Below are 20,088 nucleotides of genomic sequence, written 5' to 3' on the forward strand. Positions count from 1 at the left end.
GCCGGGGCGGGAAGGGCGGGGGGATGGGTGGCGGGCGCGGAACGCGCCTTTCTCCCGCTCGCCGGCCCTGCCGGCGTGGGGGCGGTGTGTAGGCCCGGCCCGTTGGAATCATTGGCCTTTTTCGAGATTCAAGACAGATTCAGCGCATGACAGGCCCGCCGGACGCCCCAGGAAGCGCCGTAGGCGCTTTTTGAGGGCTTGGCGGGGGTGAAGGTCGCCCCTACCCTGAGAAACGCCCCTACGGCCCTTCCTGCGCGCTCTGGTGCCTGTTCTGTGGCACGCCGGCCCCGACTTGTTCCTTTTCTGAAAGCCCATTGCGGCCTTTCCGTTCGCGCTGCCGGTTCCTGGCAGGGCGCTACGCGCCCTGCCCTGCGCTGGCGGCCGAGCTGCACCGCGCGGCTTTGGCCGCGCCCTGGTAAAGCATCCTGGCCGAAGGCCAGCCATTTGACCGGAGGGGGAGCCGGCGAAGCCGGGGGAACCCCGTAGGGGTGCCCCGCCGAAGGCGCAGGCCGGCGCCATAGGCGACGGGGCGGAGCGCGAAGCGCGGAGGGTAGGCGCGCCCGTAGGGCGTTGCGGCGGTTCGTTTCGCGCTGCCGGTCGAGTTATGCACAGGCCGGCACGTTTTAAGAGTTTTAAATATGTTTTAAAGATTTAGAGCGGAAAAACGCCGAAAAATCCTTAAAAATCAATAGCTTGTAGGGTTGCCCGGTGTGTAATAGACGGGCTTTGGTGGGTAATAGACGGAGCCGGGTGTGTAATCGACGGAACCCGGTGTGTAATCGACGGACTATCCACAGGCTGGAAGCCTGAAACGAATCGCCTCCGTCGATTACACACCTTTGGCGACAAAAACCGCCCGCCTGGCTGTCGATCTGTCGCCATCGTTCCGTCTATTACACACCGCCATGCCTGGCGGTCATGGTGACGCGGCCGAGCTGGCCAGGTCGTCAGCGTGTCACCATCATGCAAGCGGCGGCGGAGCGTCATCGTCGCCTATGTCTTGGCCGTCCTCGCCTTCCTCGTCCGGCAAGTCGGGCAGCTCGTCCGGGGTAGCGTCCCGGTTGGTGATGATGAGCATCGGGCCAGCCTTCCCGGCCACCTCTGCAAGCGTGTATTCGGGCAAGTCGTTCGCGTCGATCAGCTTGCGCAGGATGCGGCAGAACTCTTTGAACGTGCCCACGCTGCCGCTGCGCTCATAGATCAGCTTGAAAGACCAACGCGCCCGGCCACGGCCGGCAGCTCGTCGCGCCAATCGGTACAGGAACCGGCCTATGCCCGGCTCGATCAAGAAATACTCGGGATGCACGGTCAGAACCTCGGGGTTCTTGGCCTCGACCACCTCCCGATAAATCCAGCTCGGCACCTCGATTTCCACGCCCGCCACGCGACCGTTTTCCGCATAGGAAACGGTGCGGTAGTTGCTTAGAAGCCCCTCGCCCTCGGCCTCGCGCATCATGCGCCCGCCCTTGCCCTTTCGCGTCCTGACGATCTTCAAGGATGTGCTTTTCAGGCGGTCTAACGCCGCCTCGATTTCCTCGTACTGACGGCCGCCATCCGAACGTCGGCAGAACTTGAGGATTTCCGCGACATGCGGACGGAAAACCCGGCTAGGCTTGTCGCCGCGCCCTTCACGGTAGCGGTTCATCGCATCGGTAAGGTGCGAAATCGCCATCAGCACAATGTCATAGTCCCAAACGGACGCCATGCCATCGGGGCCGGCCTTCACTTCCACATAGCCATCGGTCAGTTCGTAGCGGATGGTTTCGCCGGCTCGCTTGTCCTTCTTGGACAGGCGGAACACGGCCACGTCCATGATGCTGCGGCTATCTTTCGTCGCCACGTCGTACAGGACAGGCACGAAAAAATCGGCCTGAGCATCGCCTTCTGGCGGCCGGCGCATGGATGGTGACGGCGCAGCTTTGGCCGTGTCCTCGCGGGCATTGCGCTTGATGGACGCGATAGCGGCGGCCTTCGCCTCGGCTTCTTCCTGCTCCCTGGCTGCGTCCTCCGCGCGCACGCGGCGCTCTGCCTGGGCGAACGTCTCGCCCGGTCGGGCGGCGGCCTCAACGCGCTTGCGGTGCTTCGCGTCGATGGTGGCTTTCAAGCGAGTCAAGGAATCGCCCAGGGTGTCACCTATGGCGCGTGGGCCGTCGTGTGGTGTTCGGCTCATACGCCCTCCCTGATGAAGTTTTCGGCTTCGTCAGCCGTGTCGAAAGGGACACCATCTGGATAGCTCCGACCGTAGGGCCGTGCCATCCATCGGCCATCTGACAGGGGCGACACTTCGCCAAGAAAGTTGCCGTCCGTCTCAACGAGGAACATCTGAGGCCGGTCGGCCCGCTGTGCGCGCAGCTCGCGCAAGGCATTCATGGCGCATTCAAATGCTGTTTCTCGGTCGCCATTTTTGCTAAGATTGGTCATGGTCATTTGCCTGTTTTGGTGATGGTCAGCGGCCCTTTCGAGTTCGCCACTCCGGGGCCGCACCCCGGCCCGACACTGTTAGCGCGGTGTCGGGCCTTTCTTTTTCACATCGGCCCCGTCGCCTCGCGCCAGTTGGACGAATCCACGATGATTTCCGGCGCAAGGTGCGCCACGTCGGCCAGCGTCGAAAGCGCCTTCTCGAACGTGCGGAAACGCACCGGGCGGCCCTCGTAGGTGACGGCATGCAGCGCCCTACCCTGGCGCGCGTACAGCGTGAAACCGGCCTCGTCGTCGGGATAGAGCACGGCTTGCACCTGCTCCCGGCCGGGCGTGTCGCACGCCGCGCTGAAACGGTCGAACGTCCAAGGCCGCCCCTTCCTGGGCTTCGGCTCCAACTGGTCAAAGAAGGCATCCACGAAAGCGCCGAGCTGGTCTTGCGGGATACCTGCGTTTTCAAAGTCCTGGTGTTGCTGGTTCATCTTCGCCACTCCTAAAAATCCGGCGTTAGCGCGCCGGGGTTGGTATTGGTGACAAGTAGATCTCGCCGGCGAGATCCGCTTGTCACCACGTCACGGCGTTTGCTGCGCCGCGTGTTTCACTCGCAAAATTTCCACGGCGCGGGTTTCGTCCAGCACGCGATAGAACACGATGTAATTCCGATGGGCGACCAGCTCGCGCACATAGTCCGGCAGGCCGGGCCGTCCGGTGCGGCCAAGCTCCGGGTGCTGTGCAAGAGGCAAGGTCTTGTCGCGTAGCTCCTGGCCGAAGCTGCGCGCCCTGGTCGGGTTGTCTTTGCCGATGTATCGAACGATGCCGCGCAAATCCTCGCGGGCCTTCGGCCGCCACTCGATGCGGTAAGGGGTCTTTGCCTTCGCCATAGATCAGTCGGCCAGCTCGGGACGCCATGCGCGCACGATGGCCTTGAAGTCGGCTTCATAGCCCAGGCTGTCGGGGTACTTGCTGACGCGGGCGATGAAGGCAAACACGGTCGCCATGTCGGCCGTGATTGCATCGTCCAGCGCCCATAGCGCGGTAAGGTCGAAGCTGCCGCAACTGCCGGCGTTCCACCACGCCAGCAGGAAATCGGCAACGCGCCGGCTCTGGCCGGTGTCGGCCTTGGCGATGCGGATAAGGCGCTCAAGCGCCGCCTGCTCGGCGTCGGTCATGTTCCTGGCCGGCTCGGCCGCCAGTGCGGCCAGGATGGCCGGCGGGATGCCCTCGGGCTGGTGCGGTTGCTCCTTCATGCGCGCTTCCTCGCGGCCGGCTTACGTTCGGCCATCAAGGCGGCAATGTCGGCATCCATTTCGGCCATGACTTCATCGTGCGGGATGTTCGGCCGGGGGTCGTCGATGGATTCCTGAATCTCGGCGGCCAGCCACTCGTTATAGGCGGCGGCTTCGTGGGCCTTGCGTAGCGCCTGAGCGCGGTTGTCGCTGGAACGCTCCACCGGCTCACGCTCGGCGGGGTTCCACTCGCTGGCGTCAAACTGGCCGATAGTGATGCCCACGTCGCGCAGCACGTTCATAGCCGTGGCTGGATTGCCGAAGCGGCGCGGCTCGCTGCTGCGGGCCTTCGCCAGAACGGCCCCGGAACCGTTGCGCGTGGCGATCTGAACGAGGAACGCCCCGCCCTGCCCTTTCAGGGTCACGCTTGATACGCCGCCGGCCTCGCTGGCCGTCCGAAGCTGTTCAAGGGTCATGCTCTGCATGGTTCTCTCCTTGCGTTGAAACATAACGCATAGTGTGCATGACTTATTGAAAACGTGCAAGCACATAGACAAAAAAGGTTGGACAAAATGTAATGGACATTTAGGGTTGCCGTTTAATTTTTTGGCTATGGCTGATAAGCTAGGCCAATTTAGGCATACCCAAATTGACCACGAAGGAACGGCCCATGACCGGCATGAAGGTGGCGCGCATCTATCTGCGCGTGAGTACGGACAGACAGGACTTGCAGCGCCAGGAAAGCATCGTGGAAGCCGCGAAGGCGGCCGGGTACTACGTCGCCGGCATCTACCGGGAAAAGGCATCAGGGGCGCGGGCTGACCGCCCCGAGCTGCTGCGCATGGTGGCCGATCTGCAAGCCGGTGAAACCGTCGTCGCGGAAAAGATAGACCGCATCAGCCGCCTACCCTTGGCCGAAGCTGAAAAGCTGGTCGATTCCATCCGGGCCAAGGGTGCCAAGCTGGCCGTGCCCGGCGTGGTCGATCTGTCGGAGCTGGCCGCGTCGTCCGATGGTGCGGCGCGTATCGTGCTGGAAGCGGTGCAAGACATGCTCTTGCGGCTCGCGCTACAGATGGCCCGCGACAACTACGAAACGCAGCGGGAACGGCAGCGCCAGGGCATCGAACTGGCGAAGCGTGCGAACAAGTACGCCGGGCGACCGACCGACAACGCCATGCACGAACGCATCGCCGCCCTGCGCTCAAGCGGCCATAGCATTGCCGATACGGCGAGGCTGGCCGGGTGCAGCACCAGCCAAGTTAAGCGCGTGACGGCCCTCATGCGGGCCGCCGATGGTGACAAAGCGAGCTGACCAGGTGCGCGGGCCTGTCGCCAGTGAATTAGTAAGGCCAGCCCGATATTTTGGATACACAAACGTGTATCCATGCGATACTGTCACCCTATGTCGAGCAAAGACGCTGGCCTCCGTATCCGTGTTGAAAGGGAACTCCGCGAGGCGTTCCAAGGGGCTTGCTTGGCCGAAAACAGGAGTGCGTCGGAAGTGTTGCGCGAGTTCATGCAGGCATTCGCCGACCGGCATCAAGGTGGCTTGCAACCCGATATGTTCACGGCACCAGCAGCCAGGAAGCCACGTCAATCAACAAAGAGAAAAGCGATATGAGCCAACTTAATTCTTTGGAAGGGCGCTTGACCTCGCTCGACTTGTTTGCAGGCGCGGGCGGACTGTCCGAAGGACTGCGCGAAGCCGGTTTCACGTCGCTTTACGCAAACGAGATTTCCCCGCGCTATGCGCAAACCTACGCCGCCAACCATCCGGCCACGCAGGTCGATAGCCGGGACATTCGCAAGGTCGATGCGCGCAAAGTCCGAAAACTATTGGGCTTGAAGCGGGGCGAACTGGATTTGGTCGCTGGCGGCCCGCCCTGCCAGGGCTTTTCGATCAACGCGCCCAAGCGTTCCACCGAGGATTCACGGAACCACCTGTTCCGCGAATACCTGCGGTTTGTCACCGAATTTCAGCCGCGCGCGGTCTTGATCGAGAACGTCCCTGGCATGGTGTCGTTTGAAGGCGGCGCAACGCTGGATGCGATCTTGGAATCATTGAAGCAGCTCGGCTACGACGCCGACGTGCGGATTCTGTACGCGCCGCATTACGGCGTGCCGCAAACCCGCTGGCGCACAATCATCCTTGGCAGTCGCTGCGGCGTCGATCCGATGGCGCTGTTCCCGGAGCCGCTGCGCCAAGCGCCGGTTCGGGTGAATTTCACCTCGCAGTTCGCCGGGAAAAACTTGGTGAACTTGCCGCGCTCCTTGGAATTGCCGTCACACGTCACGGTCAAGGATGCCATTGGCGACTTGCCAGCCCTGCATAACGGCGAGATTGGCGAACAGGTCAAAGACTACCGGCACCCGGCGGATAACCCGTATCAACAATTGATGCGGGCAGGTTCAACGGGCGTGACGTGTCACGAGGCCGCCCGGTTGAGCAAGATCAACCTTGAACGCATGACGCACATTCCGCCGGGCGGGAACTGGACGGATATTCCCGAAGCCCTGTTGCCACGCGGGATGCGCATGGCGCGGCGCAGTGACCACACGAAGCGTTACGGGCGGGTCAATCCTGACGGCCTCGCATCCACCATCCTGACCAAGTGCGATCCGCATTGGGGCGCTTACTTCCATTACGAGCAGGACAGAGCCTTTACCGTGCGCGAAGCGGCACGCATCCAGTCCTTCCCTGACACCTACGTTTTCTGCGGGTCGCGGGTTGAGCAATACGAACAGGTGGGTAACGCCGTGCCGCCGCTGCTGGGTGCAGCCGTCGGGCGAGCCATCGCCCAGGTGCTGGGGAGTGTCCGCAAGAACGAGCGCAAAGTACGGGTGGCGTAGTGGCGGGGAAGATTTGGGAGTTCTTCGGTTATCGCTCCGATGACCACTCTCCGGCGGCGGTGGCCGCCGCGACGGACAAGCAATGCCCCTACTTGTCCGAAGTGTGCGAAAAGCGGCTGAGTGACGGGGCTATCGCCGGCGTTTGCACCATCAAGCCAGCAACTTCCGGCCCGGTTATTTGCTGCCCTATCCGCTTGTACGCGGACAAGTACCGTGCCCTGTATGACGTGGCAAAGATCGCGTTTGACGAAGATTTAGAGCTGATCGCGGGCCGGCAAGCATCAGCACGGGCGCGGGCGAAACAAGCACCAGTCGTAGCCGTGTTCGGCAAACGCTGGGGCGGCGAACTGCGCTTACCGCAAAAGGACGGCGCGGGCAGTTACTTCGTGGATTGGGTGCTGGCGTTGCTTGATGCCAATGGCAAGCTGAAAGAGTTTGTCGCCGTCGAAGTTCAGACCATCGACACAACGGGCAACTACCGCAACGGTCGGGAAGCCCTGCTCACGCCAGAACGCACGAACCCGGCGACGACGGCGGGCTTGAATTGGGAAAACGTCAATAAACGCATCCTTCCCCAACTGATCTACAAGGGCCAGGTGCTGCAACGTGAAGCGTTGTGCCGGAAAGGCTTGTTCTTCGTCTGCCCGCAACCTGTTTACACGCGAATCATGGCCCGCCTTGGTGGCGTTGGTGGTTTGATCCGCTATGCCTTGCAACCGGCGTCGATCACGTTTCTTGCCTATGAGCACGAAGAAGCCGGCATCATCGACGGGGCCACGGTGCCGCTGAAAGCACTGCCGCCACATTCGACCACGGTTTACAAGGTGCAAGAGGCGTTCAACAACGTCACCTTGCCGGATGAGAACGTCTATAAAACCGCTATTGAAGCCGCCCTTGGCTGACGTCATCAAGACAGATTCAGCGCGACCGGGGCGCGACGAACTCGGCAAGGTCGATTTCGCCCGCGATGAACCGGGCCGCGTGTTCCTCGTCGGCCTGGGACGGCTTGAAGCCTTCAAGGCCGACTGACGCGCGGGCATAGTCGCAAGCCGCCTGCCGGCGGCGGCGTTCTTCATCTGTGATTTTATGAGTAGGTGAATTTTCGCTCATTTACTCAATTCCTCAACGACCGTAACCATAGCCGGTTTCGGCTTCATAGTTGCCCTGGTGGTCGCGGCTCACTTCCACGTCGTCGCCCACGTCCATTTCCGCGCCCTCGATCTGCGGAACCATCACGCGGTCGCCGTCGGCCTCGATGACGAAGGCCCGGCCCTCGTCGTCGCGCTCGATCTGCTGCACCACTTCACCCGCAAACGATTCATCACGCGCCAGGATTCGCGCCTCGTACTCGGCGGCCAGCTCCGGGCTAACGCCGGCATGGCTCAATTCCTCGGCGTGCTGCTGCTCCTGGGCGTGCTCGACGGCGGAATGCAGGCGCTCGCGCTCCCTGCTGATGCCCTGCCCTTCCGTCGCGGCCAGCTCTGCGCGCAGCTCGGCATTCTCGGCCCGCTCGGCCGCGTACAGCCCGGCATAGTCCGGGCGGGGGTCGGCGGCCTCGATGTTGCCGCCCTCGATGCGCTCGCGCATCACCTGGGCGGGCTGCACGTCGCCGGCAGGCCCGCCGGCCTCTCGGTCGCGGTCGTGGGGCCGGTCGCCCTGCTCGGCCTGGAAAACGCGCTGCCGGCACTCGGCCAGCTCGCGGGCCAGTTCGGCGCGTCGGGTCGGGTCGGTTTCGCGTTCCAGCTCCAAGGCCAGTGCGCCGCACTGGTCGCGCAGCCTGGGCAGCTCGTCGGCGGTCGGCTCGTTTAAGTTTTCGCTCATTGCCTCATTTACTCCATTACTCGGGGAGTTGTGCAACGAAGTCGGTCAGCACTTCCTTGACGCTCTTTCCCTGCTTGGTGGCATACACCTTGAGCTTGATGTGCTGGTCGCGGTCGAGGTCGAAATTAACCCGCACGGTCGCGCCCTTGTCGGCAAGGCTGGCGAGGGTTGCGGCCTTGTTGGTCTTGGCGCTCGGGCGGCCGGCGCTGAGGGTGGTTCCTTTAGTGCTCATTTCCTCAAATCCTCAAATGAGTTTTTGCTTAATCTCGTTCGCCAGGGCGCGAACCTCGGCGGCTGCATCGCTGTCCGGCTCGGCGTCCATAACCGTGCTGCCGGCGGCGGCGGTGCCTGGGTAGCTCACGCGCTGCGTGATGCGAGATTCCAGAACGGGCAGACCGTAGCCGTTCAGCGCCTCGGTGACTTCCGCGCCGATGCGCGTGCCCTTGATCGCCCGCGACACGACGAAGGCGGCTTGTAGCTTGCCGTCCGTAACCTCGATGCGCTGCTTGACCAGCTCCACAAGGTCAGCGGTCGCCCAAATGTCATAGGGGGATGGCTGCACCGGGATAAGCACGAAATGGGCGGCCTTGATGGCCGACACGGCCAAGTCGGCCGCCTGGGGTGCGCCGTCGATCACGACGAAATCCTTGCGCGCGACGTTCTTCAAGTCGCGGTCGATGGTCGGCCGGTCGATGCCGACGACGGTTAGCGGTTGATCTTCCCGCACGGCCGCCCAATCGCGGGCGCTGCCCTGGGGGTCTGAATCGACTAGCAGCACGTCGGCCCCGTCCAGTTGCAGGGCGCGGGCTAGGTGGGTGGCGATGGTCGTTTTGCCTGACCCGCCTTTCTGGTTGAGTACGGCGATAACCTGCATGGTGGCTCCCGAGTGAATGAACAAAAACGCAATTACTCATTTGAGTATATCGCCAAAGGGCAAGCGAGTAAAGCCGCCATTTACTCATTCACTCATTGCCGCATGGTGACGCCGCGGCGGTGGCCAGGTCGCCGCGGTGTCGCCAAAAGGGCAGGGCGCTACCGGCTGCGGCCGGTGTCGCGTGGTGGGCGCTGCGGTTCCTGGCCGCGCTCCTGTTCCGGCTCGGCCGCGCGGCCTGGGCCGCCCTGGGCGGGCTTGGCGCGCTCGGCCTGGGCCATGTAGGCCCGTCCGGCCTTGATCGCCTCCCGGCGCTGCTCGTATCGCTCCTGCAAGCCCTTGTCGCTGAACTCGACGTAAAGCCCCTTATCGGCCGCAATGTCGGCCATCGCGTGCCTGTATGCCTCATCGCCACCACGTAGCCGGATGCTCGGCCCGAACTTCGCCAGGGCGAGGCGCAGGCCGGTTTCCAGCGTGTCGCGCTCGGTCTGGCTGAACTCAACCGCCGGCCCGGTATCGGTGAACATGGCCCGGCGCTGCTGGTCGTAGTAGGTCACATTGCCGTCCTGATCGACCTTGTACCCGGCCGGGGCGGTCGGCTTCATGATCGGCGCGGCCTCGGGGTGGCGGCCGTCCTTGTCCTCGATGCGCTCGCGTTTGGCCGGATGCGGCTGTCTCATGCGCTGCCGGCGCAGCTCGGCCAGGGCGTCGGCATCGCCACGTCCGGCACGCTCGGCCAGATAGGCGCGGTACTGGTCGGCCGGCTTCATGCGATACCGGGCTTTCAGCTCGGTGCGCTCGGCCTCGATCTGGTCGCGCAAGGCTAGGTCGCGCTTCACCTTCTCCATGCGGGCCAGGGACAAAGCGGCCTTCCGCTCGGTGGCCTTCATTGCGCGGTCGTTCTGGATGGCCCGGCGTTCGGCTTGGTACTGGCGGCGCAGCTCGGCGCGGCGCTCCTGCTCCCGCTGCTTCTGTGCCTGCCAATCCTGTTCCCGGCGTTCGCGCTGTTGCGGTTGCCATTCCCGGCGGTAGTCGGCCCAAAGGTCACGGCGCGGGGCACTCCGGGCCGGCTGCTGCACTTCGCGGCCCTGCTGCTCGGCGTAGGTACGGCGCAAGATCGGCGCGGCCTCGCGCCAGGGCAAATGCAGCTCCTGGGTAAGAAAGTCGGTCACGTTCAGGTTTCGACGGCCGCACCGTATGCGGTCGCTGCCGTCCTTCGCCTTCGTCACCTCGTACTTGTCGGGCATCACGCCATGCGTGCGGCTGACGGTCGCCAGCAGGCGCGCGGCGTCCAGCTCGCGCTTGATCGTGTCGAACTCGGCCCGGCCGGCGTCCTGGCCGCGCATGGTCGCTTCGTGCCGCTCGGCAATGCGCTGGCCGACGACGGTATCCGCCGGCCGGCTGTCCCGCTCCTGGGCCGGCGAGGGCAGGGGGGCCGGCTCCCTGGCTGGCTGCGCCCTGGTCGGGGCCGGTGGCTCGGGCTGCGGCTCGATCTCATGGGCGGCCCGGTGCTTAGCGTAGAAGCTGGCCGCGCGCTCGGCCAGCATGGCCCGGCGCTGCTCGGGGTCGGCCTCACGATAGGCGGCGTATGTCTTGCGGCTCCCGCTGTTGAGATATTTCAGCTCGGCCGCCCTGACTTCGTGCCACTCCTTCAAACGGTCGGCAATGTCGGCCGGGGTAGGGCGGGGCGCTTGCGCGTCCTCGTATCCCTGGCGCAGCTCGCCGGCCAGCCGGCGGCGCTTCTCGTCGGCCGGCAGCTCGATAAATTCACGGCTGAAAACGTGGTCTTTTAGGTTGATGCCCTTGGCCGCGCCCTCGGGCTTCACGTTGAGATATTCGCCGGTCTTGCCTGCGTTGCGGGCCTTGGTGTCGCCATGCTCGGCCACGATGGCCCGGAACTGGTCGAAGTCGGTCACACCCTGGTCGAGCACCACGGACAAGATGCGCTCTTTCAATTCGTGGTTCGCGCCCTTGAAATAATCACCTTTGTATCTGGCGATCATCGCGCTTTCGTCTGTGAACTCTAAGCGCCGGTTATCTTTAGGACTGGCAAGCCCATATTTGGCGTTGATGTGTTCCTGAAAGGCTTCAAGGAATTTGGTCTGCTGATCGACCTTGCCGAACGGGTTTAGATTCCGCTGGCTCAATAGGTTGTATTCAGGAATGACGATGTGAATATGCGGCTTACGCTCGATGAACTCGCCCGTTAGCTGGTTGGTGTAGCTTTTCAGCCTGGGCAAATGGGCCTCGGCATAGAAACTATATTCGTCCAGGTCATAGGCCGTCATGGCGAATTGCCGGAACTCGTCGGTGATCGCCTGCAACAATTCCGGGCTGATTTCGTCCTCTTTGAAAGCAAGGGTGATGTGCAAATACCGCTCGCCCTGCTTGTCCATGCTGTTGATGATGGCGTCAGTCAATTTCAGGTCGCCCGCCAATATCACGCGCTCGTCCAGCTCGGCGCGGTTGTAGTCGCGGCCGTCCTTCCGGCCTTCTTCCAGATATTCGCGGATTCCGGCCTCGCCGCCACGCACCCTAATCAGCATGTTCGACGGCCTCCCGCATCGCGTCGGCAATGGCCTGTAGCTCGGCCAGGATGCCGGCATAGGTCGCAGGCGTGGCCGTGCCTGCCAGCTCGGCCGCGTTTGCCGCATGGGCGAGCTGGTTCATGTTGTTGCTGGTCTTGTTGAACAGGTACAGCAGCCGGCGCTTGTCGCTGCTCGTGGGCACGCGGGCGACAACCTGGGTGCGGTTCTGCAAGACGCACTCGCGGAAGAACTCGGACGGCTTCAAGCCTGACGCCTCGACCTTCGCCAGATAGGCGGCATGGTCGGCGTCGGTAAGGCGGAAGCTGACCGGCCGGGTGAGCTTCTGGCCGTCTGCGGGCTTGCGGGGCATGGGCGGGCCTCCCTTCATTTCCTGCCCGGACGGCGGCCAGGGCAGGGCGGTTGCAGGCCGGCGCGGACAGCGCCGGGCGGTCTTGCCGGATGGCGACGAATCCCCGGCCTGGTGGGCGGGGATCTGTCGCCAGTCGGCGCGGCTCCCGAAGGGGCCGCCGGCAGGGTTTCCAAAGGGGGGCAACCCCTTTGGGCACGGGATATGTGTCAAAACGCGGAGCGTTTTGTAAACATATCCGACGTGCCTATAAGTGCCATGCTTTAGCATAGCACGCGCCGCAAAGCGGCACAATGAATGCGAAGCGACTTGCAAAGGATGCAAAAGGGATGCACAATAGACGCATATATGGCGCTTCAAGATGCGTTGCGCTATCATTTGGCGTCGCAATGTATGCGATTCCGATGCAATTCAACGCAAGGCGAACGAACGATGAGCAAAGACGATATAGCCGCGCGTATGCGGGCCTTGGCGACCGATGACAAACGGCGGTCGGAAACGGCCCGGCTACGCGAATCTTTCGACGAAGTGGAAGCCGCCCTGAAGGCGGGCGCACCACAAGCTGAAGTGCTGGCCGAACTGCACGCTGCGGGCTTCACCATGACGATGGCGAGCTTCAAAAGCGCCCTGCAACGCATCCGCAAGGAACGGGCAGGGGACAGGCCGGCGCGCAGATCGGCGGCCCCTGCACCGGCCCCACTTCGTCATGACGAAAAGCCGCCGGCCTCCCCGCCAGCGGAAAGCGCACGCGAGGGCGACAAGCCCAAAGCGCGCATCACGAACCCGGCCGACGTGCGCAAAGCACGGAAGCGGGACATTGACTTAGAGAGCCTGGAAGATGGCTCGGACGATCAGGAGTAAAGATTATGAAAGTCGCCGTTCTCAACTACACCGGCACTGTCGGCAAGACCACCATCGCCGCGCATCTGCTTTCGCCCCACATGGGGAATGCGCCCATTTTTGCGGTGGAAACGATCAATGAAACGGCGGCCGGCCTTGGCGTCGATGTGGAGCAAATCAAAGGCCAGAAATTCCGCGACCTGTTCCGCAAGCTGATTGCCCTGGATGATGCAGTTATCGACGTGGGCGCATCGAACATCGAAGATTTTCTAGATGGCATGGTCAAGTTCGATGAATCGCACCTCGAATTTGACTATTTCGTTATCCCCGTCACCAGCGGCACCAAAGAGCAAAAAGAAACTATCTCGATGATTGGAACCCTGGCCGACTTCGGCATCCCGCCGGAAAAAATCCGCATTGTGTTCAATCGGGTGGAAGCTGACGTAGCCGACGAATTTACGCACGTCCTCAACTACGCGAAAAAGGAAAAGAACTGCATTGCCAATACCGACGCGGCCATTTTTGAAAATGAGCTGTTCGACGCGCTCGCGGTCAAGAAACTGACCGTCGATGCTCTTTTGTCGGATGAAACCGACTACAAGGCGATGCTGAAAAACAACCCGGATGCGAGCGCGAAAGAACGTTCCCATTGGGGTGACATGCACGCTTTGAAGGCTCTGGCCCGAAGTGTCCGCCGCAATCTCGATGCGGTCTATGACGCGCTTTTCAAGTGAGGGGGTAGGACATGGAAGCGGAACGCACGCCCCGCACCACAAGGGATGCTCTGATACATGAGCTGCTAGGCGACGTGGGGCGGCTACACGATCAGGTCAAGGCGCTGCCGGACGCCTTCAAGGAATCTGTCGCGCCGACGCTCGGGGCGCTTGCCCTGGCGGTGAAGGATGCAAAGGGCAGCATCGAACAAGCCGGCAAGGCCGAAGTGGCGGCCTTCAAGAATTTCACGGCCCAGGACAAAGTCGCCCTGCGTGACTCCCTGAAAGCCGCGATGCACGATGAAGCCGGCCACGCCCTGGATAGCGCAGCGCGCGAGCTGGCGAGCGCGGCGCGGCTCCATGCGGACGCCGCCAAGGCCGAAGTGCGGCAACGGTGGCAATGGCTGGCCGTCGCCCTCGCGGTCGGCCTGCTCGGCGGGGCGCTCGGCTTCTACGGCTCGCATCTGCTCTACGGCCAGCAGCAGGCCGAACAAGCGGCCTTCGGCCGCGCCGTCATGGCAACCTGGGGCGATCTGGACGCCAAGGCCAAAGAACGCATCCAAGAGGCCAGAAGGAACACGCCATGAAGCCCGCCCTTGTCCTGACGCTCGTTATCCTGGCCGCCTCGGCCTTCTTCCTGGCCCGCAACGTGTTCGGCACGCTCAAGGGCAAGAACCGGGGCGCGGTCGCTTGGGTGGTGTGGCTCTGGCTCGGCCTGTGGGCTGCGGCCCTGGTCTATGGCATCGCCTCGGCCGTGCCGCGCTGGCTCGCCTCGGGCGAATCCTCGGCGCTCCTGGCGCTCGGCGTGGCCGTCGTCTCGGTGTTCTGCCAAACGCGCCTATGGGGTCACTATGTCGCCCGCGCGAACTATGCGCCGCACGGTCAGGAAACCGTTGTGCGTGGCACCGAAGTTGTCGGCGGCGGCGATCTGCAAGCCCGCATGTACGGCGACAAGGCCAAGCCGGCCGACGTGGATATTGAAATCGGCGGCGTCGTCCTCCCTCGGATGCTGGAAGCCCAGCACATGCTTTTCAGCGGCACCACGGGAGCGGGCAAGACGCAGGCCATCAATCGCGTGCTGCGGGCCGTTCGCCAGCGTGGGCAGCGGGCTTTGATCGCTGACCCTGCCGGCGGCTTCTTCTCCCGCTTCGGCCGCCCTGGTGACGTGCTTTTCAACCCGTTTGATCGGCGCTCGGTCGATTGGTCGCCCTTCGCGGAAATCCGCCATGACTACGATTGCCAGCGCATCGCCAAGGCGGCCGTGCCGGACGGCACCGGCGAAGGGGCAGAGTGGCACCACTACGCGCAAACGCTCCTGGGTGAAACGCTGCTCGCCCTGCATCAGCGCGGGGAACACTCGGTAAAGCGGCTGCTGCACTACGTCAGCGCGGCCGACACGAAGGAACTAGGCGAGCTGCTGGCCGGCACGCCTGCGGCCATCCTGACGGCCAAGGGCAACGACAAGATGCTGAACAATACGCGCGGCATCATCGCTACCTATCTCGGCGTGTGGCGCTACCTGCCCGACGCCGGCACGTTCTCCGTGCGTGAGTGGGTGCAGGACGAAACCCGCGACGGGTGGCTGTTCGTCACCTACCGCGACGATCAAATGGGAATGCTGCGCGGGCTGGTCGCCTCGATCTTGGAGCTTGGCATTGTCGAGGGCTTGAGTCTGTCGGAGAACCAAGAGCGCGGGCTATGGTTCGTGTTCGATGAGGTCGATTCCTTGGGCAAGGTGTCGAGCCTGCGCGGCGGCCTGACGAAGCTCCGCAAGTACGGCGGCCGGTGCGTCCTGGGCCTGCAAACGGTGTCGCAGCTCCGCGAAACCTACGGCCGCGACGAAGCGCAAACGCTCCTGGCGAACCTCTCCACCAAGCTGATACTGCGGGCCGGCGACAACGAAACGGCCGAGTATTTCAGCAAGGAACTTGGCGAACAGGACATTGACCGGCTGCAAATGACGACGGGCCAGGGCACCAGCTCGGGCGGGGTGCTCAACCCTGGGCACTCGTCGGAATCCAGCAATACCAGCTACAACATGCAGCGCGTCCGGCAAGCGGCCATCCTGTCGTCGGAAATCCTGAACCTGCCCGATCTGCACGGCTTCCTGAAAATCCCCGGCCAGCCGGTCGGCGCGGTGCAGGTCGAGTATCACGCCATGCCCGAAGTGCAGCCGGGTTTTCAGGGGTGACGGCAGACATGCACGCCGCCCCCTCTTGGCCCTGCGGGCCAGGGTGGGAAAAGGTGCCTACGGCACGGCGCTTATTTACTCATTCACTCATTTACGCTATAGTTTCATTTGAGTGAAAACGGTTGGTGACACGGCGGCGAACCTGGTGCGGGCACCGTGTCACCATTGGCTAATCCGCGCCAAAGTACGAAAATTGGGATGCCATTACGCCTAGTTTTGGCATCTGTATTTACCCCAAATCGGGGAAGCCTTGATGCCCCAAGATCGCCCCAGGCGAACCGGGTGCCGGCCTGAAAAGAAGGGCCTGACGTGCGGGAACAGCACCGCATGACACGCTGAAAGTGGCGTGACAGGGTGGCCGGAAAAGTCGGCCTCTGACGACGTGGAAAGACCGTTGTGATTAGCCCAAAGCCCGCGCAACGCGGGCCGGGTGCCGCCCCAAGTAATGCGGGGCTGACTGCCGGGAAAAGTAGCTCGAAAGAGCCGGCGGACAGGTCGGAAAGAACGGCCGGCTTCCCCTCCTTCTCATCAAAAGGAGTGGCGATCATGAAAACTTTCTCTGTCTCTCTCGTGCTGGCCGCCGGCATTGCCATGTCGTCGGCCGCCTTCGCGCAAATTCCGGTCACTGACGGCGCTTCCATCGCGCAGCAGGTCGCGGCCCAGGTCGAAACCATCGCCAAGTGGAAGATGCAGTACGACCAGATGACCAGCCAAATCAATCAGATGAAGCAGCAATACGAGTCTCTGACCGGATCGCGGAACCTCGGGCAAATCCTGAATAACTCGGCCCTGCGCGACTACCTGCCGAACGACTGGCAGGGCGTCTATGACGCCGTGAAGTCGGGCGGGTATTCCGGCCTGAGCGGCCGGGCGCAATCCATCTTTGAAGGGAACAAGGTCTATGACCTTTGCGCCAATCTGGCGGATTCCCAACAGCGGACGCACTGCGAAGCCCAGGCCGTCAAGGGTGCCCAGGACAAGGCTTTTGCCCTGGATGCCTACGACAAGGCGAAGTCGCGGCTAACCCAAATCGACCAGCTCATGGCGAAGATCAACGACACGCCCGACCCCAAGGCGATTGCCGAGCTGCAAGGCCGTATCGCAGCCGAACAGGCCATGATTCAGAACGAGCAAACCAAGCTCCAGATGTATCAGATGGTCGCGGCGGCCGAAGATCGGTTGCAGGAACAGCGGCAACGCGAAATCAACGCCAAGGTTCTGGCTAATCGTGAATACACGAAGCACCAGCCTTTCAACCTGCTGGATAAGTAAGGGGACGCACCATGATTTACGTTCTCTCCGGCCTGCTCGCGGGCATGTACGCAGCAATGGTTATCGGCTTCTGGCGCGACGTGCGCCGCTTCGGCAAGTGGAAGGAAGCCATCGGCCGCGAAGTGCATATGTTCGCTATGGATGGCGTGTCCATCTATGCGGCCTTGATGGTGGCCTATTTCGCCGCGCACGACTGGTACGGCTTCACCTTGCCGCTGTTCAGTCAAGGCCAGCTCATGAGCTGGCAAGCAACGCTCCTGGCGGTCGCCTGCGCCGTTACCAGCCTGTCCATCGGCTACTTCAATGGCCGGGAAAGGTTCCTGACACCGACCTATGCAGGTCGCCGGGAAGCAACGCTGCGCTTCCTCGCCTCTCGCCAAATCATCGAAGCGGCCGAAGTAACTCACGCGCTGAAAGTCATGCGGCAACATGAAGCCCGGCAGTTCAACGGCCAAACCATCGACGCCGAAGCGCGGACTATCGAGCATGTGCAAGGGGAGTCGAAATGAAAAAGCTCTCTATCGCCCTGGTCGTCGCGGCCGTCCTGGCCGGCTGCGGCGAGAACACGCCCGTTCAAACCGTCGATTGGTACAAATCCCATGAGGCCGAGCGCACGGCCATGATTGCCAAGTGCAAGGCCAATCCCGGCAAGCTGGACGCCTCCCCGAACTGCATCAACGCCGTGACGGCGGCAAACCATCTGGCCGTCGAAAAGCGTGGCTACACAAAGCACGCCCCGATAAACGCGCTCGAAGGGGGAAAGTGAAATGGCTATCGAATCGAATATTTTCGAGTGGATTGGCGAAAGCATCGACATGACCCTGAACACGTTTGTTCAGGTCACGTCGAGCAACGTCATTTCCATGTTCACCGACTTTTTCATCTACGGTGGAACGCTGACGTTCGTCCTGATGGGATTCGCCATCATCTTGGGATACGTCGAAGCTCCGGCGGCTAATTTCCTCAAAACGTGCGGCAAGTTCCTTGTCATAAGCGGCTTGGTGCTGAGTGCTCCCACTTACCTTTCATGGGTTGTCGAAGCCCTGCGCGGCCTGGAAACGGGCGTGGCTGATGCCTTCTCGGCATCAGGCAGCAGCACGCCGGCAACCTCGGTCTATCAGGTGCTGGACAAGGCCGTGACGGATGGTTTTCAGATCGGCGGCGACATGCTCGACAAAATGGGCAAACGGCGCTGGTACGAAATCGGCATGGTGTTTTGGGACTTGCTGAACGCCATCATCATCTATGCCGCTACGCTCATCATCGCCATTCCTGCCGGCGCAATGGTCATCGTTTCCAAGATCATGCTTACCGTCATGCTCGGCATCGGCCCGTTCTTCATCGCCATGCTCATGTTCCCGGTCACGGCCAAATGGTTCGATAGCTGGTTTGGTCAGGTCATGACCTACATCTTGCAAATCGCCCTGGTGACAACGGTTCTCGGCATGGGCATGAAGTTTTTCAGTGCGCTTACGGCCAAGGTTCTGGCCGTCACCACTGACCACCCTATCGCCACGATGCTGGAAATCCTGATCGTCACGGGCGTGACCCTGTTCTTGCTACAAAAAGCATTTGAGGCGGCGGCGGCCCTGGCCGGCGGCATGTCCTCGGCGGGTATCACGCTGCGGCAAGTCACCCAGGCGGCGGCATCCCCCGTCACCCAGGTTTTGAACCGCCAAACTACGCGCCGCGATATGGAAAGCGGGATGATGGTCACGGGCGGCCGGCTTAATCATCTGGCGGCCGGTAACTCGATGTGGAACCCGGCCTATCGGCAGCACGTCTTGCAGAACCTCGGCAAGAACTGGGGGCCAGCGAAAGGCGGCAACGTTAAGGGGGGGTGAGCCATGTTCACACTGATGGAGCATCATGCCCTGTTGCGCCTCATGCGGCTTTCCACGGGCTACATTTCCGACAGCAAGCGCGTTGCCCATTGGCTGCAAGAATGGGAACGGTCGGAAAATCCTCGGGCGATCAAAGCGCGGGTATCTGGCCTTTCCGACCACACCGCCAGGGACATGCAGGAAGTCGCCCAGGCGGCCAAGCGGACAGGGGCGAAGCCCTCCACGCTCGACCGCCTGGAATACGGCTACAGCATGGAACGCATCGCGCGGGCCTACCCGCTGCCGTCGATGGAGTACGAACGATGAAGGACAGGCCCCACGACGAAGCAATGGCCGAGGCGTACCGCAAGCGGCCGGGCGAAGCGTTCGCCATGTTCCGGGCGCTGCTGCTCGATGGCGGCCAGCTCGGGGAATGGCGCATCTTCTGGCGTCACGTCCGGCTTGCGCTGCATCGGCGGTAAGTCCCTCGATCTGCACCACGGCCCCGCCTCGGCGGGGCTTTCTTTTTGGTGACAACGGATCTTCCTCGATCGCGCGGGCCTGTCACCATTGCCCGGCATTGGTGACGCCGGCAGCTCGGCCAGGTCGTCGCCGTGTCACCATCGGGAACGGTAGGAATAGTAATAGTCTTACTACTATTATTCTTATCCCCTGCCCTACTCCGCGCTTCGCTTGGGCAACCCCTTCGGTTGCATCCCGCGTCCGATCTTGCCGGACTGGCTGCGGGGGCAGGCCCGGCGGCTTCGCCTTGTTCCTCCCCCTGGCCGATAGGCTGCACGGCTTCCAGTGGCATCAAGGGTAAAGGCTTCGCCCGGCATCCTCGCCCGGTCGCCTACGGCGCTGCGGCCTGCGGTGCCGCCCTTGACACCACTTCCAGCCAAACGGCCCCAGGTGCCCCGGTTTTCAAGTGGAAAGGGGGTCAAGGGTGAAACCGGAAGCCGCACGCGGAGCGCAGCCCGCAGGGCGAGCACCGAACGGGTGAGGATTTCAGGGCCGCAGGCCCGGCCCTTGATGCCCTTGGAACGTCCCAAGCCTCTAGTCTGGGGGGCAGTCAAGGAAGCGAAGCGCCCCGCCGGCTGCACCCCTGACGACAGAGGGCGACTCGCTCCCTTCCCGCCGGGGCGGGAAGGGCGGGGGGATGGGTGGC

At 62.6% G+C, this 20,088-nt stretch carries 25 protein-coding genes; 13 read left to right on the top strand and 12 right to left on the bottom strand.

The window, feature by feature from the left end; all coding sequences use genetic code 11:
• Window positions 1-961: 961 nt before the first annotated feature.
• The 6 genes from APY03_RS12830 to relB all read right to left on the bottom strand — a co-directional run bounded on the left by APY03_RS12830 (window position 962) and on the right by relB (window position 4,129).
• Window positions 962-2,104, bottom strand: a complete 1,143-nt coding sequence (locus APY03_RS12830) for a replication initiator protein A (RefSeq protein ID WP_232324243.1) — start codon at window positions 2,102-2,104, stop codon at window positions 962-964.
• A gap of 62 nt (window positions 2,105-2,166) precedes the next feature.
• Complete coding sequence (locus APY03_RS12835) at window positions 2,167-2,421, bottom strand: hypothetical protein (protein WP_146039733.1); 255 nt, start codon at window positions 2,419-2,421, stop codon at window positions 2,167-2,169.
• Window positions 2,422-2,525: 104 nt separating this feature from the next.
• Window positions 2,526-2,909 (bottom strand): hypothetical protein, encoded by a 384-nt coding sequence (locus APY03_RS12840; protein WP_039515319.1) that lies wholly within the window; start codon window positions 2,907-2,909, stop codon window positions 2,526-2,528.
• Window positions 2,910-2,990: 81 nt separating this feature from the next.
• Complete coding sequence (locus APY03_RS12845) at window positions 2,991-3,299, bottom strand: type II toxin-antitoxin system RelE/ParE family toxin (RefSeq protein WP_063599782.1); 309 nt, start codon at window positions 3,297-3,299, stop codon at window positions 2,991-2,993.
• Between the two features lie 3 nt (window positions 3,300-3,302).
• The gene (locus tag APY03_RS12850) at window positions 3,303-3,587 is read right to left on the bottom strand and encodes a DUF7673 family protein (RefSeq protein ID WP_063599785.1); all 285 of its coding nucleotides are present in this window, start codon (window positions 3,585-3,587) and stop codon (window positions 3,303-3,305) included.
• A 74-nt stretch (window positions 3,588-3,661) separates the two neighbouring features.
• Window positions 3,662-4,129: a type II toxin-antitoxin system RelB family antitoxin gene (gene relB / locus APY03_RS12855; RefSeq protein WP_063599784.1), complete on the bottom strand. Its 468-nt coding sequence runs from the start codon at window positions 4,127-4,129 to the stop codon at window positions 3,662-3,664.
• A 185-nt stretch (window positions 4,130-4,314) separates the two neighbouring features.
• On the opposite strand from relB, the gene APY03_RS12860 reads away from it, so the two are divergent.
• The 3 genes from APY03_RS12860 (at window position 4,315) to APY03_RS12870 (ending at window position 7,396) form a co-directional block, all read left to right on the top strand.
• Window positions 4,315-4,956: a recombinase family protein gene (locus APY03_RS12860; protein WP_223953290.1), complete on the top strand. Its 642-nt coding sequence runs from the start codon at window positions 4,315-4,317 to the stop codon at window positions 4,954-4,956.
• A 305-nt stretch (window positions 4,957-5,261) separates the two neighbouring features.
• The gene (locus APY03_RS12865; RefSeq protein WP_033480615.1) at window positions 5,262-6,494 is read left to right on the top strand and encodes a DNA cytosine methyltransferase; all 1,233 of its coding nucleotides are present in this window, start codon (window positions 5,262-5,264) and stop codon (window positions 6,492-6,494) included.
• The gene (locus APY03_RS12870) at window positions 6,494-7,396 is read left to right on the top strand and encodes a NotI family restriction endonuclease (protein WP_068677411.1); all 903 of its coding nucleotides are present in this window, start codon (window positions 6,494-6,496) and stop codon (window positions 7,394-7,396) included. Before APY03_RS12865 ends, APY03_RS12870 begins: the two co-directional genes overlap by 1 nt.
• Before the next feature lie 16 nt (window positions 7,397-7,412).
• Here the strand turns inward: APY03_RS12870 and APY03_RS42465 are convergent, their stop codons facing one another.
• From APY03_RS42465 to APY03_RS12895, 6 genes are all read right to left on the bottom strand, one after another.
• Window positions 7,413-7,604: an antitoxin VbhA family protein gene (locus APY03_RS42465; RefSeq protein WP_081043765.1), complete on the bottom strand. Its 192-nt coding sequence runs from the start codon at window positions 7,602-7,604 to the stop codon at window positions 7,413-7,415.
• A gap of 12 nt (window positions 7,605-7,616) precedes the next feature.
• The gene (locus tag APY03_RS12875) at window positions 7,617-8,315 is read right to left on the bottom strand and encodes a hypothetical protein (RefSeq protein WP_063599781.1); all 699 of its coding nucleotides are present in this window, start codon (window positions 8,313-8,315) and stop codon (window positions 7,617-7,619) included.
• A gap of 16 nt (window positions 8,316-8,331) precedes the next feature.
• Window positions 8,332-8,547 (bottom strand): plasmid partition protein ParG, encoded by a 216-nt coding sequence (locus tag APY03_RS12880; RefSeq protein ID WP_014125926.1) that lies wholly within the window; start codon window positions 8,545-8,547, stop codon window positions 8,332-8,334.
• Between the two features lie 12 nt (window positions 8,548-8,559).
• Window positions 8,560-9,189: a ParA family partition ATPase gene (gene parA / locus APY03_RS12885; protein ID WP_033455146.1), complete on the bottom strand. Its 630-nt coding sequence runs from the start codon at window positions 9,187-9,189 to the stop codon at window positions 8,560-8,562.
• 158 nt (window positions 9,190-9,347) lie between these two features.
• Window positions 9,348-11,732 (bottom strand): LPD7 domain-containing protein, encoded by a 2,385-nt coding sequence (locus APY03_RS12890; RefSeq protein WP_146041349.1) that lies wholly within the window; start codon window positions 11,730-11,732, stop codon window positions 9,348-9,350.
• On the bottom strand, window positions 11,722-12,084 hold the full coding sequence (locus tag APY03_RS12895; protein ID WP_014125923.1) for a plasmid mobilization protein: 363 nt from the start codon (window positions 12,082-12,084) through the stop codon (window positions 11,722-11,724). Before APY03_RS12895 ends, APY03_RS12890 begins: the two co-directional genes overlap by 11 nt.
• A 429-nt stretch (window positions 12,085-12,513) precedes the next feature.
• On the opposite strand from APY03_RS12895, the gene APY03_RS12900 reads away from it, so the two are divergent.
• The 10 genes from APY03_RS12900 (at window position 12,514) to APY03_RS41410 (ending at window position 19,402) form a co-directional block, all read left to right on the top strand.
• Entirely contained in the window at window positions 12,514-12,942 is a 429-nt protein-coding gene (locus APY03_RS12900) for a hypothetical protein (protein WP_146039731.1), read from the top strand.
• A 5-nt stretch (window positions 12,943-12,947) separates the two neighbouring features.
• Window positions 12,948-13,655, top strand: a complete 708-nt coding sequence (stbB, locus tag APY03_RS12905; protein ID WP_063599778.1) for a StbB family protein — start codon at window positions 12,948-12,950, stop codon at window positions 13,653-13,655.
• An 11-nt stretch (window positions 13,656-13,666) separates the two neighbouring features.
• Complete coding sequence (locus APY03_RS12910) at window positions 13,667-14,221, top strand: hypothetical protein (RefSeq protein ID WP_146039732.1); 555 nt, start codon at window positions 13,667-13,669, stop codon at window positions 14,219-14,221.
• Complete coding sequence (locus tag APY03_RS12915) at window positions 14,218-15,825, top strand: type IV secretion system DNA-binding domain-containing protein (protein WP_063599775.1); 1,608 nt, start codon at window positions 14,218-14,220, stop codon at window positions 15,823-15,825. Before APY03_RS12910 ends, APY03_RS12915 begins: the two co-directional genes overlap by 4 nt.
• Before the next feature lie 546 nt (window positions 15,826-16,371).
• On the top strand, window positions 16,372-17,097 hold the full coding sequence (gene virB5 / locus APY03_RS12920) for a P-type DNA transfer protein VirB5 (RefSeq protein WP_063599774.1): 726 nt from the start codon (window positions 16,372-16,374) through the stop codon (window positions 17,095-17,097).
• Between the two features lie 11 nt (window positions 17,098-17,108).
• Window positions 17,109-17,606 (top strand): hypothetical protein, encoded by a 498-nt coding sequence (locus tag APY03_RS12925; protein WP_063599773.1) that lies wholly within the window; start codon window positions 17,109-17,111, stop codon window positions 17,604-17,606.
• Window positions 17,603-17,863 (top strand): EexN family lipoprotein, encoded by a 261-nt coding sequence (locus tag APY03_RS12930; protein WP_063599772.1) that lies wholly within the window; start codon window positions 17,603-17,605, stop codon window positions 17,861-17,863. Before APY03_RS12925 ends, APY03_RS12930 begins: the two co-directional genes overlap by 4 nt.
• A 1-nt stretch (window position 17,864) precedes the next feature.
• Complete coding sequence (locus APY03_RS12935) at window positions 17,865-18,941, top strand: type IV secretion system protein (protein ID WP_063599771.1); 1,077 nt, start codon at window positions 17,865-17,867, stop codon at window positions 18,939-18,941.
• A 3-nt stretch (window positions 18,942-18,944) separates the two neighbouring features.
• On the top strand, window positions 18,945-19,247 hold the full coding sequence (locus tag APY03_RS12940; protein ID WP_063599770.1) for a hypothetical protein: 303 nt from the start codon (window positions 18,945-18,947) through the stop codon (window positions 19,245-19,247).
• Window positions 19,244-19,402: a hypothetical protein gene (locus APY03_RS41410; protein WP_102906387.1), complete on the top strand. Its 159-nt coding sequence runs from the start codon at window positions 19,244-19,246 to the stop codon at window positions 19,400-19,402. The genes APY03_RS12940 and APY03_RS41410 overlap by 4 nt, the downstream gene beginning before the upstream one ends.
• Window positions 19,403-20,088 lie beyond the last annotated feature (686 nt).

The sequence above is a fragment of the Variovorax sp. WDL1 genome (assembly GCF_001541225.1).
In the GTDB taxonomy this organism is placed as follows: Bacteria; Pseudomonadota; Gammaproteobacteria; order Burkholderiales; family Burkholderiaceae_C; genus Variovorax.

What these genes read in the sequence shown, in the direction of transcription:
- APY03_RS12915 (WP_063599775.1), top strand. Translation starts at nt 14,218, where the DNA reads ATGAAGCCCGCCCTTGTCCTGACGCTCGTTATCCTGGCCGCCTCGGCC.
- APY03_RS12900 (WP_146039731.1), top strand. Translation starts at nt 12,514, where the DNA reads ATGAGCAAAGACGATATAGCCGCGCGTATGCGGGCCTTGGCGACCGAT.
- APY03_RS12890 (WP_146041349.1), bottom strand. Translation starts at nt 11,732, where the DNA reads ATGCTGATTAGGGTGCGTGGCGGCGAGGCCGGAATCCGCGAATATCTG.
- APY03_RS12850 (WP_063599785.1), bottom strand. Translation starts at nt 3,587, where the DNA reads ATGACCGACGCCGAGCAGGCGGCGCTTGAGCGCCTTATCCGCATCGCC.
- parA (WP_033455146.1), bottom strand. Translation starts at nt 9,189, where the DNA reads ATGCAGGTTATCGCCGTACTCAACCAGAAAGGCGGGTCAGGCAAAACG.
- APY03_RS12910 (WP_146039732.1), top strand. Translation starts at nt 13,667, where the DNA reads ATGGAAGCGGAACGCACGCCCCGCACCACAAGGGATGCTCTGATACAT.
- APY03_RS12845 (WP_063599782.1), bottom strand. Translation starts at nt 3,299, where the DNA reads ATGGCGAAGGCAAAGACCCCTTACCGCATCGAGTGGCGGCCGAAGGCC.
- relB (WP_063599784.1), bottom strand. Translation starts at nt 4,129, where the DNA reads ATGCAGAGCATGACCCTTGAACAGCTTCGGACGGCCAGCGAGGCCGGC.
- APY03_RS12880 (WP_014125926.1), bottom strand. Translation starts at nt 8,547, where the DNA reads ATGAGCACTAAAGGAACCACCCTCAGCGCCGGCCGCCCGAGCGCCAAG.
- APY03_RS12935 (WP_063599771.1), top strand. Translation starts at nt 17,865, where the DNA reads ATGGCTATCGAATCGAATATTTTCGAGTGGATTGGCGAAAGCATCGAC.
- APY03_RS12865 (WP_033480615.1), top strand. Translation starts at nt 5,262, where the DNA reads ATGAGCCAACTTAATTCTTTGGAAGGGCGCTTGACCTCGCTCGACTTG.
- APY03_RS12875 (WP_063599781.1), bottom strand. Translation starts at nt 8,315, where the DNA reads ATGAGCGAAAACTTAAACGAGCCGACCGCCGACGAGCTGCCCAGGCTG.
- APY03_RS41410 (WP_102906387.1), top strand. Translation starts at nt 19,244, where the DNA reads ATGAAGGACAGGCCCCACGACGAAGCAATGGCCGAGGCGTACCGCAAG.
- APY03_RS12940 (WP_063599770.1), top strand. Translation starts at nt 18,945, where the DNA reads ATGTTCACACTGATGGAGCATCATGCCCTGTTGCGCCTCATGCGGCTT.
- APY03_RS12860 (WP_223953290.1), top strand. Translation starts at nt 4,315, where the DNA reads ATGACCGGCATGAAGGTGGCGCGCATCTATCTGCGCGTGAGTACGGAC.
- virB5 (WP_063599774.1), top strand. Translation starts at nt 16,372, where the DNA reads ATGAAAACTTTCTCTGTCTCTCTCGTGCTGGCCGCCGGCATTGCCATG.
- APY03_RS12895 (WP_014125923.1), bottom strand. Translation starts at nt 12,084, where the DNA reads ATGCCCCGCAAGCCCGCAGACGGCCAGAAGCTCACCCGGCCGGTCAGC.
- stbB (WP_063599778.1), top strand. Translation starts at nt 12,948, where the DNA reads ATGAAAGTCGCCGTTCTCAACTACACCGGCACTGTCGGCAAGACCACC.
- APY03_RS12925 (WP_063599773.1), top strand. Translation starts at nt 17,109, where the DNA reads ATGATTTACGTTCTCTCCGGCCTGCTCGCGGGCATGTACGCAGCAATG.
- APY03_RS12835 (WP_146039733.1), bottom strand. Translation starts at nt 2,421, where the DNA reads ATGACCAATCTTAGCAAAAATGGCGACCGAGAAACAGCATTTGAATGC.
- APY03_RS42465 (WP_081043765.1), bottom strand. Translation starts at nt 7,604, where the DNA reads ATGAGCGAAAATTCACCTACTCATAAAATCACAGATGAAGAACGCCGC.
- APY03_RS12930 (WP_063599772.1), top strand. Translation starts at nt 17,603, where the DNA reads ATGAAAAAGCTCTCTATCGCCCTGGTCGTCGCGGCCGTCCTGGCCGGC.